Source organism: Cellulophaga sp. F20128, assembly GCF_023015805.1.
In the GTDB taxonomy this organism is placed as follows: Bacteria; Bacteroidota; Bacteroidia; order Flavobacteriales; family Flavobacteriaceae; genus Cellulophaga.
Map to the genome: position 1 here is coordinate 14,286 of NZ_JALKBA010000026.1, position 15,297 is coordinate 29,582.

The window sequence follows — 15,297 nt, forward strand, 5'->3', positions numbered from 1 at the left end:
TTTTTGCAGCCATAACCCCATTCAATTACCAACGGCAAACAGCAGTTGGTAACACTACTAAAAGCTTGTGTTTCTGATTGTTGAACCCAAACAAAATTGTACAGGGAACAATTGTGAGAAACACCTGGGCATCACTGTTAGCATAAAGAACTAACCTCAATTTAAGATTAGGCAGAAGTCAAAATTCTTGAACTAAACGCAAGTAACTTTTTTAGACGAAATCTGCAAGGAAAACTAAAATACACCATGTTTTTATAATACTTTTGTTGTTTATTTAAATCTCTAGATGGATCCCTACGCAGCATTACGTTATAAAGAATTTAATATATTCCTGATTGTTCGTTTTGCAATGGTTTTTGCCTGGTCCATGCAATTTATTGTAATAGAATGGCAAGTCTATTCTTTAACGAAAGATCCGTTATCCTTAGGAATTATTGGACTGATGGAAGTAATTCCTGCCGTTTCCATGGCACTGTTTGCAGGCCATATTGTAGACCAGAAAGAAAAGAGAAACTTATTGGTAAAATGCATACTGGGCTTTTCTGTCATTAGTTTTGGCTTATTTATACTGAGCTGGCCAGAAATTATTGCACAAACCTCAACCCATACAATCTTATACGCTACTTACTTCTTGGTATTTTTAGGTGGTATTGTACGCGCATTCTTAGGGCCTACTATATTTTCTTTAATTGCCCTTATTGTACCCAAAAAAATATACCCCAATGCAGCTACATGGAGCAGTACCACCTGGCAAATGGCCTCTGTTTTAGGTCCTGCCTTAGCCGGCTTTTCAATAAGCTGGATGGGCGTTCACTGGTCTATGTGTTTAATTTTTGCCTTTTCCGTATTTGCCTTACTAGCCTTATCTCAAATTTCTAAGAAGCCCATACTGAATCCTAAAATTGGAGAACCCGTATTTAAAAGTTTAAAAGAAGGCTTAAATTTTGTGTTTAAAACCAAGGCTGTCTTTGGTGCTTTAACCCTAGATATGGTGGCTGTACTTTTTGGTGGTGCTGTTGCCTTATTACCTATTTTTGCGCAAGACATCTTGCATGTTGGCTCAGAAGGCTTTGGTGTTTTAAGAGCTGCACCAGCAGTGGGTGCTGCCCTAACTATGCTTGGTTCTACCCATTTTCCGCTGCACAAACATGCAGGTAAAAAACTACTCTTCGCAGTATTTGCTTTTGGTATTTGTATTATTGTGTTTGGCTTGTCTACCTATTTTTGGTTATCCGTAGCTGCCTTATTTATCAGTGGTGCTGTAGATGGCGTTTCTATGATTATACGGCAAACAATATTACAATTAAAAACACCAGATCATATGCGCGGAAGGGTAGCTTCGGTAAATTCTATGTTTGTGGGGTCTTCTAATGAGTTGGGTGCTTTTGAAAGCGGACTAACAGCCAAACTTATGGGTACGGTGGCAGCAGTTGTTTTTGGCGGTTCTATGACCTTACTTATCGTGGGTGCCACAGCCATTGCTTCTCCGAGTTTTAGAAAGTTAGATTTACAAAAAGAGGTTGAGCGCCACGAAATGGAAGGATAAAAACGGGGTGCTTTCATTGCTATTACTCTTAGTTCACTACCAGTACAAAAACCCGCGATTAAAATAAAAAACCCTATTTTAACGTTGATATATGCATTGAGGTGAATAGAAACCTACGCTCTAGGTAACATTGCGCTCGGGTCTTATACGTCTAAACTAATGAAAGCACTACTTCTAAGGCTTATTATTCTTTTATCTTTCACTTGTATTAGTGCACAAAATTTAGTGAAAAACGCAAGCTTTGAAAACTATCGTTATTGTCCAGATGACATCAGTAGGTTTGATAAAAATGTAGACCATTGGACGGTTTTACTAGGCACTACAGATTATATGAACGCCTGTAGCAGAACCGTTGGTTTTCAAAACCACAATGGCAAACAAACCGCAAGAAGCGGTAAAGGTTACGCCGGTCTCTATGTGTTTTCAAAAAATGACTATAGGGAATACATTGGAGGAACTCTTTCTGAAAAATTAGTAAAAGACAAAAAATATGTACTCACCTTTTATGTGAGTTTGGCAGATTATGCCACCTTGGCTATCAAAGACTTTAGCGTGCTTTTTACCAACAGTAAACTAGGTTATAAAGATTTTACCTCAAACCGAAATCATACTTTGGTTACGCCAAAATCAGTCTCTAAAATCAATGGAATTTTATACAATTTCTACGATCAACCGGAACCCATCTTTTATAAAAGCAAACAGATTTGGATGCAAGTTTATATTCCATTTACGGCCAAAGGGTACGAGACCCATTTTATCATTGGTAGTTTTGTTTCAAATACCCGAACAAAAAAATTAAGGCTTACTACGGACACTAAGCAAAAGCAATTCTCTTATTATTATGTTGACGATGTTAGTGTTGAATTAAAAGATAGCAACTTAAAAATCAATGCGGAAGAAAGCCTTCCGAAAGAAGTAAGAGCAGTTCCTACTTTAGAGCAGAATAAAGTTTATTCCTTTAGAAATGTATTGTTTGAATTTGACAAGGCTGTTTTATTGGCAGAATCGCAGATAGAATTAAATGCCTTATCTGAGTTCCTTTTACAAAACAACAAGCTAAGGATAGAAATTTATGGGCATACGGATGCCGTAGGGACTAAAGCGCATAATTTAGAACTTTCTAAGGCGCGAGCTAAGGCTGTTACCGACTATTTAGCACTAAAAATACAGGATAAAAATAGGATCAAGTGGTTTGGATATGGAAGTACAAAACCAATAGCCAATAACACAACAGAAAACGGTAGAACAAAAAATAGAAGAGTAGAATTTAAACTAATAGAAGATTAATCTTTTCCCAATTTCTCTAATCGCAGTTGCTTTCCATCAAAAATACCATAGGTGTAATAGCCAATCCAATCCCCAAGGTTTATATAGGTAGATATGTCATTTAAAGGAATCGTCATAGGCAAGTGACGGTGTCCAAAAACAAAATAATCAAAGTGTTTTGTCTCTAATTTTCGTTTGGCATACTGCACCAGCCATTCCTTGTCCTCTCCTAAAAATTGCACATCCTCATCACCAGAAATCGCCTTATTTTTTACAGAAAAGTATTGCGCCAAAGCAACACCCAAGTCTGGATGCAACCATCTATAAAACCATTTAGAAACAGGGTTTGTAAACACTTTTTTCATTCTTTTATAGCCTTTGTCAAAAGGCCCTAAACCGTCTCCGTGACCAATAAAAAAAGTGGTATTATTAAACATAAACTGTTGTGGTTCATGAAAAACCGGAATATTTAATTCCTCTTCAAAATAACCGTCCATCCACAAATCATGGTTACCAACAAAATAATAAATAGGAATCCCAGCATCGGTAAGTTCTGCTAATTTTCCGAGTGTTCTAGTAAAACCTTTAGGTACTACTGTTTTATACTCAAACCAAAAATCGAACAAATCCCCTAACAAAAAAATAGCGGCGGCATCTTCTTTTATTTCATCCAACCAAGCTACAAACTTTTTTTCCCTTGGCTTACTTTCTGCCATGGTTGGTGCCCCCAAGTGATTGTCACTTGCAAAGTATACGTTTTTGCCATTTGGAACTGTAATTTTCTTCAAGCCTTTAATGTATTAATTATCTATGGCGTACCATTCTGCAAAAGAAGAATCTGTTTCTTGCAATTTTAGCGAATGAAGTGTTATGCTTTTGGGTATTCTTGCTTTTATTTTAGCCGCAAAATCGATAACCATATTTTCACTTGTAGGCTGGTATTCTGCTAAAATAACATTATGGCCTCTTTCTGTGAGTTCCTTGGCTAATTCTACATGCGGGGTGTTTTTATTAAAAACAGTAGCGTGGTCAAATTGATCAACAATCTCTTCCTTAACTATTTTTTTAAGATCACTAAAATCTATAACCATCCCCAATTTTACATGGCTAGTATCTGTAATTGGGGAACCAATTACCGTAACAGACAATTTATAACTATGCCCGTGCACATTTCTACATTTTCCGTCATAACCATAGAGTGCGTGGCCTGTTTCAAAACTAAACTGTTTTGTTATTCTAATCTTGCTCATACTTACTTATTTGCACTGCAAAGGTATTCATTTTACTGCTTATGTTTTCCGTAACTACAGCTAAATTACGTTTACACAACCTTAATAGCGCTTCGCATTGTCCTGCCTAAAAACCGAATTTGTAGCCTATTTTGGTATTCCAAAAGTAGTGCTTACCCATTTTTTTTACCCTTTGTTTTTTGCTTCTCTTTGTTCTTTACAAAAATTAATTTGTTTCTACTTTTAGAATTCTCTCGTTGCTCTAGCTCAAAATCGTCTATCGATTTAATTAATGGAGTTAATTTATCAAAGCCGTAATTTCTTGAATCAAAGTTGGTTTGTCTTTTTTGTAATAAGCTACCGACATCACCCAGAAAAGCCCATCCATCATCGTCAGACAAATCAGAAATAGTGCTTGCTATTAATTTAATAACCTTTGCTGTAATGGGGTAAATACCTTCTTTGGAATTAGCTTTCTGACTTACATCTTCTTTATTCTCGGTTTGTGATCTAAGTATTTCTATATAGATAAATTTATCACAGGCTACAATAAAGGGCGTGGGAGTCTTTTTTTCTCCAATACCAATAACTTGCATCCCTGCTTCTCTTAGTCTAGTGGCTAATTTGGTAAAATCACTATCGCTAGAAACCAAACAAAAACCATTTACCTTTTCTGAATACAATATATCCATGGCGTCTATGATCATTGCGGAATCCGTGGCATTTTTGCCCGTAGTATATGCATATTGCTGAATGGGTGTAATTGCATTTTCTAGCAAGAGTTTTTTCCACTTCGCTAAGCTTGGGTTAGTCCAATCGCCATAAATTCTTTTAATGGTTGGGTTGCCATACTTGGCAATTTCTTCCATCATCTCCTTTACATGGGCCGAAGGTATGTTGTCTCCGTCTATGAGTACTGCTAAATTTGAATTCATAATAATAAGCTTTGAGGTATTCGTTTTTTAAAGATAGACAAAGATATAGGTATCGCTATTTGTTACAAATTGTATTCGTTTTATTTTATAACTATTGGCTGGGTCCAAGCCGATTCATACAAAATATTTTCTATGGGGTTGTCTTGTAATTTGGAAGACGTTATTTTACTTCGTACAAATAGAATATCGTTAGTAATTGTAAAACTACCTTGAATACCCGCTACTTTTTTAAACTCCATAGGCTCGGTTTCTCCTTTTTTACAACCTATAAAAGAGATACTATAGGATACTCCTTCTTCCGCTTCCACGGCAACGGCAAGTTCCTTATTTTCTATTTCAACTTTTTTTAAGGTGACACCTGTTGTCGCATAAAAATTTCCTGCTTCCATACTTAAAATTAATGATTTGGCCGAAAGCGTATCTGCCTGGACCATAACCCAACCACGACCGGCATTACTCCATTTATTACCCTTTCTGTGGTATTGATGAGAATCATCTGTAGCCAAACCGTACATTAGTGGTTTGCCTGCTTCTATATAGGAAATGTTAATCATATCCCACATTTTCTCCGTAGAAATGTGAGTAGAATCGCCCATATTATGAACGGATGGATGGCCGTTATAAACTTCAAAAAAACGTTCGCCCCGCAAAGAAATCATATCGTCTAAGGTAATGCTGTAATGAAAGTTGGGATGATTAATATGGGGCATAATGGGTACTCCTGTTTCCTGGCGCTGCTGCAATACAGCATCTATATTGTTTTGCATCACTTCTGCCATACTATTACCGCCTTGAGGGCTAATTTTACTTTGTATGTTTGTAGCATTCATGTGCATGTGTTTGCCTTCATACTTATCGGTAATTTCTTCAGATCTTATGACTAAAAACGCCCCTTTCTCTTCGGTATAATCGCGGTATTCTTGATAGGTTTTTAGCTTAACATGTGTTCTTCCTGAATCTATTTTGTATTCCACCCAATCTTCACCATAGGTTTCCAAATAGTTTTTAAACGCGTTTTGATAGATGGAATCATTAGCAATAATTTTCCATTTTTCACCTTCGGCTATGGTATTGTGATCTGTTAATGCAACAAAATCATAATCCTTGGCTTTGTACCAATCTAAAACCACCTCTGGAAATTCATCGCCATCACTCCAATAGGTGTGGGTATGTAAATTTCCTTTGTACCAAGTGGCCTTAGTTTCTTCTTTTTTGGTTGCTTTATCGGCACAACTTTGGCCAAGTCCTAAGACCATACAAAGTATAAGAAGTTGAATGTAGCTTTTCATTTTAATAACCTTTGAAAAAATTAATATTACTGCTAAAGATAAATTTTTAGCGGGTTAAACACCAACAAATCAAAGTATTATTGCTGTAAAGCTTCTTTCTTAAGGGTAGAAAAGACTTTTAGGACTACCGATAAACCGTAAACCATAAGGCAGTTAGCCTCATAGCATTGCGCACTTTAATCCCTAAATCCATGCTGTAATATAAACAGACAATATGTTTTATGAGATCCAAACTGTCCGTTTAAAAACTGTTTTTATAACTCCCGTTAGAAATTTACATACGTAATAATGTTGAATTGATCACGGCTGCTATTTTCAAAAAATTGGTTCATATAGCCAGCTTCTATTCTTATATTAGTAGATATATGATATCCTAAACCACCATACGTCCTATTCCTATCAAAAATAGAAGATTTCGTGTTTAGGAATATTTCATTATAGCCTGAAAGGTAATATTTATTTTTAGCAGCCTCTTTACCGTATAAGGGAATATATATTCCCATAAAATACCGAAACCTCATCTTAAAATCAGCTTCCACAAAGCGTTGTTCAAAGCGGTAGCGATGGTTTAATTTAACCACACCTACCTTTTGCTTGGCAGTAAATTGTTGGTAAATTCTATGCTCATTAACCGCTACTTTATCGTCACTACTTTCTATATAATTTTCCGATAGAATATAGCCATAACCCAACAATAGGTTGTTTTTGCCCTCATTAAAAGTACGGCCCAAGCCTGTTCTAAGCAGCAACTGTTCTAAATCTCCTATTGCATTGTAATTTCTGTATTGCACCTCATGGTGTAAGTTCCATTTTTGGTCAATTTTTTTATTGCCAATATAAATTAACCAATTGCCAAAATTAGACTCTTGACTATGCCCTAAATTAGGTAGCATTAACCCTAGGATTAATGCTACCATAATTGTTTTAATGTTCATCTTGTTTTAATTTTTATTCAAAAAAATCAACAGCTCCTGTATTGATATCATACATAGCCCCGACAATTTTAATTTCACCATTGTTTTTCATCTCTGCAAGCACATCACTTTCTTTTACAATTCTATCAATGGTTAGTTGAACATTTTTAGCAGCAACACTATCTACAAAATCAAGGTTTTTAGAGTTTCTCAAACTCATATCTGCCGGTTCTTTAATGGCTTCTACTGCCGGTTTTATCTTGGCCAACATTTTTGTCAAGTTCCCTAACTCGGCATTATCACAGGCCCCTTTAATAGCACCACAACTCGTATGCCCTAAAACCACTATCAATTTTGTGCCAGCCAATTTACAGCCAAATTCCATGCTTCCTAAGATATCCTCATTTACAAAATTACCTGCAATACGAACACTAAACACATCTCCTAAACCTTGATCAAAAACCAATTCTGCCGAAACCCTAGAATCTATACAGCTTAAAATTGTGGCAAAAGGAAATTGACCATCGCTAGTGTCATTTACCTGTTCTAGTAAATTTCTATTGGCTTTTAAATTGTTTTGAAATCTAACATTTCCTTCTTTTAAATAAGTCAATGACTTATTTGGTGTCATTGTAGCCTGCGTTTCTTTAGTATGTACTTTCATATTTTTAATTTAATTAATTACAATTTTTCTTGTTTATTTTTAGTTTAGGCTATAATTGCTATTGGTTGTTAATAGCAAGGATACATTCATTTTATCCACGACCTTATTTACTTCTGAATTTAAATTGGATGTGCTTTGGGAAGCACTTTCCCTTCTGACACACAATAGGTTAATATTGCTTTTTACAAGGTAATTAGAGATATTCTGTAGGGCCTGGTCTCCTTGATCAAAAACATAATCTATAGTAGTAACTGCCTCCTTCGCTTTGGTTTCTAAGAGGTGATTTAGTTTTGTAGTGATTCTAAACGATGTTAAAGGTTGCTGGGTATGCAACATTAAATCTTCTGCAAATGTAAAATTCAAAGACTCTTCATCGCCCAGAAGCACCCCCATAGATAAGGTCGTATTGGGCTCAATGGTATTACTGTTAGCAGCTAGTAAAACGACTCCTTTGTAATTTTTTAGGACAAAATCTGTTATACAATCGCCCATAATGGTCAATAGTTTTGGTTTCCTTTTGCCCAAAACAACAATGTCTGGTTGTTCTACCTTCATATACTTACCCAATTCATTCTTAACATTACCAAAAGAAAAGCGATAGTTAATATTCACATGGTGCTCTTTGGCAATAGAATCTACCATCTTAAAAATCCTGCGCTCAGTTTCACTATACTGAGCATTTATGGTACGCATGGCAGATAACTGATTGTCTCTATCTACAATTTCCGAAGGCTTTTTTACGTAGAACAATTCTATCTCGCCATCAATCATTTGTGCCAAACTTACGGCACTCTTTAAGGTGCTACTTGCCGATTTTTTTAAATCTGAAAACACTGCTATTTTATATTTTTTCTTAGTCATAGTGTTCTAGCTTAAGCTTAAATTTGATTTTGGTTTTTCATTAAAAAACTGGATGAAACTAGATGGGTTTTCAACAACGCCACGTTTAGAAACCAGCTTAATATCAATGTTTCGCTCTTCGGCTTTATATAGAAAATCTTCTAAAATTTCTATAATATCATTATCTAAGTATCTCGTTTTTATCAGATCTAGCTCTAAATAAGTATCTCTTGGCAAACTCTCTAACTCTTTTAAAATGGCTCCTTTGTTAAAAAAGGTAACCTCTTCTGCTAGGGTCATTTTTATTTTGTGTTTGCCATTGCTTTTGTCTTCAATATGAAGAAAGTGTGAGTTTTGATAGCTTTTTAGCAAAATAACAACCACACCAACCATAAGGCCCAAGCCAATACCTACCAATAGATCTGTAAAAACAATACCGATAACTGTAGTAAAGAACGGAATGGATTGTTTCCAGCCCATCTGGTACATGTTTTTAAACAAAGTAGGTTTTGCCAACTTATAGCCTACCAATAATAAAATGGAAGCCAATACAGACAAGGGAATCATATTAAGCAAGCGAGGAATAAGAATTACCGATATCAAAAGTAAAATACCATGTAAAATAGTTGCTAATTTAGACTTACCTCCAGATTGTATATTTGCAGAGCTTCTTACAATAACTTGGGTAATAGGCAAACCTCCAATTAGACCAGAAATAATATTTCCGGTTCCTTGTGCTAATAATTCTCTATTAGTAGGAGTTACATTTTTATCTGGATCTATTTTATCTGAAGCCTCAACACATAATAGGGTCTCTAAACTTGCGACCAAGGCAATGGTAAATGCCACAATCCACACTTGATGATTGGTGATAGCGGAAAAATCTGGAAAACTAAATTGATTTAAAAATGAAGCGGCATCTTCTGGAATTGGCACCCTAACCATATGTTTGGCACCAATAGACAACCAAGGAATACTCTGAGTTACTGTAAAGAAAATAATACCCAATACAACCACTACAAATGGCCCTTGAACCAATTCAAAAATTTTAGCTTTTTTCGTAAGTACCTTATCCCATAATAACAAGAGCAATAAACTCACTAGCCCAATTATTGCCGCACCTGGATGAATATTGTTTAGCATTGCAAACAATTCTGAAAAAGTATTTCCTCCATCGATCTCAAAAAATTCAAGATCCCAAGCTGAGGCTTCATCATACCCAAAAAAGTTTGGAATTTGCTTTAGTATAATGATAATTCCAATACCGGTTAACATTCCTTTAATCACAGATGAAGGAAAATAATATCCAATAATTCCGGCTTTTAATACTCCAAAAAGCAACTGTATAACCCCTCCTAAAACTACGGCTACAAGAAAATTCTCATAACCCCCTAAATCACCAATAGCGGTTAATACAATGGCCGCTAAACCGGCTGCAGGACCACTTACTCCAATTTTAGAACCACTTAGGGCTCCTACTACAATTCCTCCAATAATACCCGCAATTAAACCCGAAAAAAGTGGGGCACCACTGGCCAACGCTATCCCTAAACATAAGGGTAAAGCAACAAAAAATACTACGATACTTGCAGGCAAGTCGTTTTTTAAATATTTAAACATTTTACAATAGAAAGTTTATTTCTTGAAATCATTAATTTCAAGAAATGTTAATAAATTGATACAGATTGCACAAAATGCACAATCAAAAAAAAATCCTACTTATAAAATGTGTAAATCGGGAGGTGGTGAAATAATATTTAAATGTGGCTTGGGGTAATTCTTAGAATAATACCCTTGTGCATTTCCTTTTTCAGAGAAAGCAATATCGCTCTGGTAAAAAGAATCTACATTGATAAAAACCTTTACATTTCCCCCTTTTTCTTCTTCAGAGACCGAGAAAAAATAAGAAACGTCTGCACAATCATTGACCAAAGTAATCACTGTTGGCGCCGTTAGAAACGCCAAAAAAAGTACAGTGAAAAATAATGATATAATGTTTTTAGACAATATTCTAGCTTTTAAAAGTTGCAAATATAACCATTCAACTTGTTACAGTGCAGCTTCCCTTATCTTAAAAAATTGTTAAGCTTTTTGGTGTTTCGGTGTCATATTAGTTGATAATATCAAAAAACACAACATTATTGTCAATAAAAACAAAATTTAGCCTAGGTCTTTTTAGCATTTATTCGCTTAAATTTCAGGCTGCTACGTTTGTTATCTTTTAAATTTTTTGTTTTTTCTAATTTTATTAATCACATAAACCGCCACTACAAAAAGTGCCAATACTGGAAAAACCAAATCTCCATTCATATTATTATTTTTTAATTGGTGTGTTTTTTATTTTTTAGAAACAGAGCAACAATTGCGGCGGTAACAACCCCCATAGACAAAGCCCCAAAGGCCGATTGCAACATATAACTTTTAAGGTTAAAAAAAGCTTCTGCCATTGCCCTATCTTTTCCACTTTCAACAGCATAGTTTATAGCATTAGAAAAGAAATCTGGACTGATAAACGTAGCGACATTAAATTGAACCAACGGACTTAATACAGCAATAAAAACACTTAGGGCAATACCACTAACAAAGCCTTGCTTCCATGTCATTTGTCCGCCCAAATCATTTTCCTTCTTATCTTTTAGTGCCTTGACGTATAAGACAATGGCTACAATTCCAAAAATATTAGTATACAAATAATGTTCGGCTATTAGCGCATCATGCCAGCCCATCATTTTTTCAAAAAAGACCCAGGCCAAGGTACAAGCTGAGAATATAATAGCCCATTTAATTTCTGTTTTATACTTGTTCATGCTTTTTATTTTCTATATTTTGATAAAGCTTTTCTTGTAAAATCTGACAATACTAATTTTCCAGAGATAATAGCTCTTTCTTTTAAAAGGGTATTCCAATGCTCTGTTCCTTCCCAAAGTACCCGCTTCATTTCTTCTAAAGCCTCCGGATTATAGGATGCCAATTTCTCTGTAAAAATATTGATCTCAATATTCATTTCCTTGCTAGTACTGAATACTCTGGCATACAAACCTTTCTCTTTGCCCCAAAAAGCATTTTTCCAATCTGTTGCAGCCAAAGAAAGCTCTGCCAGACCACTTTTACCTATTTTACGTTCAAGGGCCGGAGCTATAACAAAAGGCCCAATGCCTATAGTTAATTCTGATAATTTGATAGCGGCATTTTCGGTGGCAAAGGCATAATCGCAAGCGGCAATTAAGCCAACACCGCCACCAACTGCTTTTCCTTGTACACGACCAACAATTAACTTTTTACATGTGCGCATGGCATTAATGACATTGGCAAAACCACTAAAAAATTGTTGCCCTTGGTCTAGGTTAGTTACCTCCATTAACTCATCAAAAGAAGCCCCTGCACAAAATGCTTTATCCCCTTCTGATTTTAATACGATGAGGGAAACAGTAGTATCATTGGAAAGTTTTTCTAATTCCTTAGTCAACCTATCTAACAATTCTGTTACAAATGAGTTACTCGCCGGATGTCCAAATTCTACCGTAGCAATTCTATTTTCAATCGTCGTATATAAACTTCCGTTTTGTCTTATTGTACTCATAGGGTTACTAATTTTAAAAATTATTCTTCAAAATGATAGTATCAAAATTACGTTTTTTGTAGTAGTGGACGAAACTTTGCTCTGAATTTAAAGATCAAGGCTCCTCCACGTATGAGCATCCAAACACCAAAGGCGATCCAAATTCCAGAAAAACCCCAGCCCAAATATTTGCTTAAATACAAGGTAGGGATAAAGCCTAGAAAAGTAGCTACTAACAAGGTGTTTCGCAAATACTTCATTTCTCCCAAGCCTTTAAACAAGCCGTCAAAAATAAAGGCAACGGCATTCATAGGCAAGCCTAAGATCAGTATAAAAAAGACCGAATAAAACGTTTCTAAAACAATAGCTTCATTGGAAAACATCCTGCCCATAGGGTAGTAAAAAACAAAGCCTAAAACCATTAAAATTACACTGACAATTAATCCGTACTGCATAATTTTTTTAGCTAATTTCCATAAATTATCGTATTCTTTTTCACCCAATAACTTGCCACCCATAATATTCCCTGCTGCTCCATATCCATCGATGAAAAAGGCTGAAAACAGCCAAATATTTATGGCAATCGTATGTGCTCCTATATACCGATCCCCTAAGGAAGTTGCTTCTCTAACTGCTAAAATTAAAGCGGTATTTAATGCCAATGCTCTTACAAATAGATTGAGACTCATAACCACTAACCTACCCAATTCTGGGTGAAAGGGAAAGCGTAAACTAAGGCTTATATCTGTCTTTACCACCAACAAAACAAAAGCCATAAGGGCCATAACACCTTGTGCAATTAAACTTGCCCAGGCGGCACCTTCTAAATACATGGGCGCTAACACACCTTCAATACCATAAACAAAAATAAAATCTAAAATAATGTTTAATACGGCCCCAACCAATGCTATAAACATGGGCCAATAGGTGTTTTGCAATCCTCTAAAAATGCCCATTACTGCAAAAGTAAAAAGTGTTAATGGAAAGCCCCATACCCGTATGGAATAGTAAGCAACACAAAGTTCTAAAATTTTACCCTTTGCCTCTAGCAACATAAATATTTCTTCGATGACAAAAATGGTAGATAGCAATAATACAATGCTTAATAAGATATTGAAAAAAATGGCCTGTGCTGGTAAGGACTTTACCTCCGTTATACGTCCGGCTCCTAAGTATTGCGATATAATGGCAGAAATAGCACTTCTAGTTTGCCCTAAAATCCAAATCATCATAGACAAAAAAGAACCTACAATACCCGCTGCTGCCAAGGATTCTAAGCCAAATTCAGGAATATTACCAACAATTGCTGTGTCGGTTATTGATAATAAGGGTTCAGCAATACCAGCAATAGTTGCTGGAATGGCTAATTTATTAATGTTTTTAAAATTTACTATGGTTTTCAAATGGATGGCTTATAAAACAAGTTCATAACAATGAAATGGATGGTCGCTTTGTTTTGGGAAAAAAATATCACCTAATTTTTTATACCCCCGAAGTTCATAAAACCTCTGGTTCCGTTTATTCTGACTAAATGTATCTAACCTAATGGAAACAAACCCTTTTTCCTTTGCGTAATTTTCTGCAAAGGTCATTAATTTTTGAGCATACCCTTTTCCTTGGTGTTCTGGATGTACAGACAACCGATGAATGTATGCATTATTTTCACTCTGTGTTAACCACTCAACTGCTTCATACTCGCTATCCATATGGGTAGAAATTACAATAGTTCCTACAACGCTTCCTGCTATTTCTAGCACATAAAGCTCATTGCGTACAATATCATATACAAAGGCTTCTTTACTAGGGTATAGTTCATTCCATTGAAAAACACCTTTTTTAATCATAAAGGCAGCGCAAGCCTTCGTAATTGAATGAATATCATTTATTTCTAATATTTTTGCAGGCCGAATCATAAGCGGTTTAAATTAAATTGTAAATTTATAGTATATAAAAGTACTTTTAAAATTAGTTACAACAATTAAAAGACGCTAAGTTGGATTGAAACCCCAAATTATATGTGGCGTTGTAAAACCCTAAATAATAGCCGATGAAAAATATTTTGGTTCCTGTGGGAACATCACCAGAAAGTTTTAAAACATTACAATACGCAGTAGATTTTGCCCGTAATTTTTCTGCTACGATCTATGTTATGGAAGTATTTAATGTTGTCTCCCCTAGAGCTGGCAGTTTAGCCAGTGCTACAGATAAAATTGAAAAAAATAGCAGGGAACAACTACTGGCCATTATTAACAAAGTAGATGCTAAAGGCGTTGCCATAAAAATAGCCACCTACCAAGGAGATCTTATAGATGGGTTAAAGAAAATAGACCTTGAATATTTAGGTATCGATTTAATTATTATTGCGACAAGAAGTAATGATATTAATGAAGAAAATTATTTGGGCGATACTTCTGGAAAAATTATAAAAAGAACAGATATCCCAACTTTAATTGTTCCTAAAGGGTATGAATACAAACCTATAAAAACGATTTTAACTGCTTTTAAATCTGGTATTTTAAAGAGAAAGAGAATTCTAAATCCTTTAATTGATATCAAGAAGAAGTACAATAGTACCATACAGTTACTTTTGGTAAAAACCCCAGGGTATTCTGATGACGATTTAAGAGTAAATACGGCCTTATTGGATATTAGTACCAGTATGACCATGACAGACAACCCAACTACCTACCTTGGTGTTTTAGAACATTTAAAGACCAAACATCCAGATTTACTCTGTGTTTTTAGGAGAAAAAGAGGTTTCTTTAAAAAATTATGGGAAAAAAATACGATTGCAAAATCTGAATTCTACGCGCCAATTCCGGTCTTGGTACTAAGTGTAAAGAAAGATTAAATAAGGCTTTGCTAGGAAGAAAAAATATAGTTTCTTTGGGACCCATTACTTGGGGGATTAGCTCAGCTGGCTAGAGCGCTTGCCTGGCAGGCAAGAGGTCACCGGTTCGACTCCGGTATTCTCCACGATCAAGCGCAATTGCTATTGCGATTTAAAACGAAAGAAAGCCACCAAATTTATTTGAGTGGCTTTTCTGTTTTAAAA

16 protein-coding genes and 1 tRNA gene are annotated in these 15,297 nt (G+C 35.4%); 4 read left to right on the top strand and 13 right to left on the bottom strand.

Going from position 1 to position 15,297, the window contains the following annotated elements; translation table 11 throughout:
- The first annotated feature begins 286 nt into the window (after positions 1-286).
- Both MWU65_RS16455 and MWU65_RS16460 read left to right on the top strand, forming a co-directional pair.
- On the top strand, positions 287-1,546 hold the full coding sequence (locus tag MWU65_RS16455; RefSeq protein WP_247079739.1) for an MFS transporter: 1,260 nt from the start codon (positions 287-289) through the stop codon (positions 1,544-1,546).
- A gap of 159 nt (positions 1,547-1,705) precedes the next feature.
- The gene (locus MWU65_RS16460) at positions 1,706-2,833 is read left to right on the top strand and encodes an OmpA family protein (RefSeq protein WP_247079741.1); all 1,128 of its coding nucleotides are present in this window, start codon (positions 1,706-1,708) and stop codon (positions 2,831-2,833) included.
- On the opposite strand, the gene MWU65_RS16465 is transcribed toward MWU65_RS16460, so the two are convergent.
- The 13 genes from MWU65_RS16465 to MWU65_RS16525 all read right to left on the bottom strand — a co-directional run bounded on the left by MWU65_RS16465 (position 2,830) and on the right by MWU65_RS16525 (position 14,155).
- Positions 2,830-3,591 (bottom strand): UDP-2,3-diacylglucosamine diphosphatase, encoded by a 762-nt coding sequence (locus tag MWU65_RS16465; RefSeq protein ID WP_247079768.1) that lies wholly within the window; start codon positions 3,589-3,591, stop codon positions 2,830-2,832. The genes MWU65_RS16460 and MWU65_RS16465 overlap by 4 nt on opposite strands.
- Before the next feature lie 21 nt (positions 3,592-3,612).
- Entirely contained in the window at positions 3,613-4,062 is a 450-nt protein-coding gene (locus MWU65_RS16470) for a 6-carboxytetrahydropterin synthase (RefSeq protein WP_247079743.1), read from the bottom strand.
- Between the two features lie 152 nt (positions 4,063-4,214).
- Complete coding sequence (locus MWU65_RS16475; protein WP_247079745.1) at positions 4,215-4,976, bottom strand: NYN domain-containing protein; 762 nt, start codon at positions 4,974-4,976, stop codon at positions 4,215-4,217.
- 80 nt (positions 4,977-5,056) lie between these two features.
- The gene (locus MWU65_RS16480) at positions 5,057-6,265 is read right to left on the bottom strand and encodes a histidinol-phosphatase (RefSeq protein WP_247079747.1); all 1,209 of its coding nucleotides are present in this window, start codon (positions 6,263-6,265) and stop codon (positions 5,057-5,059) included.
- 266 nt (positions 6,266-6,531) lie between these two features.
- Positions 6,532-7,200, bottom strand: a complete 669-nt coding sequence (locus MWU65_RS16485; RefSeq protein WP_247079749.1) for a DUF2490 domain-containing protein — start codon at positions 7,198-7,200, stop codon at positions 6,532-6,534.
- 13 nt (positions 7,201-7,213) lie between these two features.
- Positions 7,214-7,843, bottom strand: coding sequence for a carbonic anhydrase family protein (locus MWU65_RS16490; RefSeq protein WP_247079751.1), 630 nt, complete (start codon positions 7,841-7,843; stop codon positions 7,214-7,216).
- Positions 7,844-7,882: 39 nt separating this feature from the next.
- Complete coding sequence (locus MWU65_RS16495; protein ID WP_247079753.1) at positions 7,883-8,704, bottom strand: universal stress protein; 822 nt, start codon at positions 8,702-8,704, stop codon at positions 7,883-7,885.
- A 6-nt stretch (positions 8,705-8,710) separates the two neighbouring features.
- Positions 8,711-10,303, bottom strand: coding sequence for a SulP family inorganic anion transporter (locus MWU65_RS16500; RefSeq protein WP_247079755.1), 1,593 nt, complete (start codon positions 10,301-10,303; stop codon positions 8,711-8,713).
- Between the two features lie 99 nt (positions 10,304-10,402).
- Complete coding sequence (locus MWU65_RS16505; RefSeq protein WP_247079757.1) at positions 10,403-10,690, bottom strand: hypothetical protein; 288 nt, start codon at positions 10,688-10,690, stop codon at positions 10,403-10,405.
- A 314-nt stretch (positions 10,691-11,004) separates the two neighbouring features.
- Complete coding sequence (locus MWU65_RS16510; protein WP_247079759.1) at positions 11,005-11,490, bottom strand: DUF4199 domain-containing protein; 486 nt, start codon at positions 11,488-11,490, stop codon at positions 11,005-11,007.
- 5 nt (positions 11,491-11,495) lie between these two features.
- Positions 11,496-12,263 (bottom strand): enoyl-CoA hydratase/isomerase family protein, encoded by a 768-nt coding sequence (locus tag MWU65_RS16515; protein ID WP_247079761.1) that lies wholly within the window; start codon positions 12,261-12,263, stop codon positions 11,496-11,498.
- A gap of 47 nt (positions 12,264-12,310) precedes the next feature.
- Entirely contained in the window at positions 12,311-13,645 is a 1,335-nt protein-coding gene (locus MWU65_RS16520; RefSeq protein ID WP_247079763.1) for an MATE family efflux transporter, read from the bottom strand.
- A 9-nt stretch (positions 13,646-13,654) separates the two neighbouring features.
- Positions 13,655-14,155 (bottom strand): GNAT family N-acetyltransferase, encoded by a 501-nt coding sequence (locus MWU65_RS16525; RefSeq protein ID WP_247079765.1) that lies wholly within the window; start codon positions 14,153-14,155, stop codon positions 13,655-13,657.
- Positions 14,156-14,289: 134 nt separating this feature from the next.
- Between MWU65_RS16525 and MWU65_RS16530 the strand changes: the two genes are divergently transcribed.
- Positions 14,290-15,093 carry a universal stress protein gene (locus MWU65_RS16530; protein ID WP_247079767.1) on the top strand — a complete coding sequence of 268 codons (804 nt, stop codon included), beginning with the start codon at positions 14,290-14,292 and terminating at the stop codon, positions 15,091-15,093.
- 51 nt (positions 15,094-15,144) lie between these two features.
- Positions 15,145-15,218 (top strand) — tRNA-Ala (locus MWU65_RS16535).
- Positions 15,219-15,297: the final 79 nt, after the last annotated feature.

What these genes read in the sequence shown, in the direction of transcription:
- MWU65_RS16455 (WP_247079739.1), top strand. Translation starts at nt 287, where the DNA reads ATGGATCCCTACGCAGCATTACGTTATAAAGAATTTAATATATTCCTG.
- MWU65_RS16460 (WP_247079741.1), top strand. Translation starts at nt 1,706, where the DNA reads ATGAAAGCACTACTTCTAAGGCTTATTATTCTTTTATCTTTCACTTGT.
- MWU65_RS16470 (WP_247079743.1), bottom strand. Translation starts at nt 4,062, where the DNA reads ATGAGCAAGATTAGAATAACAAAACAGTTTAGTTTTGAAACAGGCCAC.
- MWU65_RS16475 (WP_247079745.1), bottom strand. Translation starts at nt 4,976, where the DNA reads ATGAATTCAAATTTAGCAGTACTCATAGACGGAGACAACATACCTTCG.
- MWU65_RS16480 (WP_247079747.1), bottom strand. Translation starts at nt 6,265, where the DNA reads ATGAAAAGCTACATTCAACTTCTTATACTTTGTATGGTCTTAGGACTT.
- MWU65_RS16485 (WP_247079749.1), bottom strand. Translation starts at nt 7,200, where the DNA reads ATGAACATTAAAACAATTATGGTAGCATTAATCCTAGGGTTAATGCTA.
- MWU65_RS16490 (WP_247079751.1), bottom strand. Translation starts at nt 7,843, where the DNA reads ATGAAAGTACATACTAAAGAAACGCAGGCTACAATGACACCAAATAAG.
- MWU65_RS16495 (WP_247079753.1), bottom strand. Translation starts at nt 8,704, where the DNA reads ATGACTAAGAAAAAATATAAAATAGCAGTGTTTTCAGATTTAAAAAAA.
- MWU65_RS16500 (WP_247079755.1), bottom strand. Translation starts at nt 10,303, where the DNA reads ATGTTTAAATATTTAAAAAACGACTTGCCTGCAAGTATCGTAGTATTT.
- MWU65_RS16510 (WP_247079759.1), bottom strand. Translation starts at nt 11,490, where the DNA reads ATGAACAAGTATAAAACAGAAATTAAATGGGCTATTATATTCTCAGCT.
- MWU65_RS16515 (WP_247079761.1), bottom strand. Translation starts at nt 12,263, where the DNA reads ATGAGTACAATAAGACAAAACGGAAGTTTATATACGACGATTGAAAAT.
- MWU65_RS16525 (WP_247079765.1), bottom strand. Translation starts at nt 14,155, where the DNA reads ATGATTCGGCCTGCAAAAATATTAGAAATAAATGATATTCATTCAATT.
- MWU65_RS16530 (WP_247079767.1), top strand. Translation starts at nt 14,290, where the DNA reads ATGAAAAATATTTTGGTTCCTGTGGGAACATCACCAGAAAGTTTTAAA.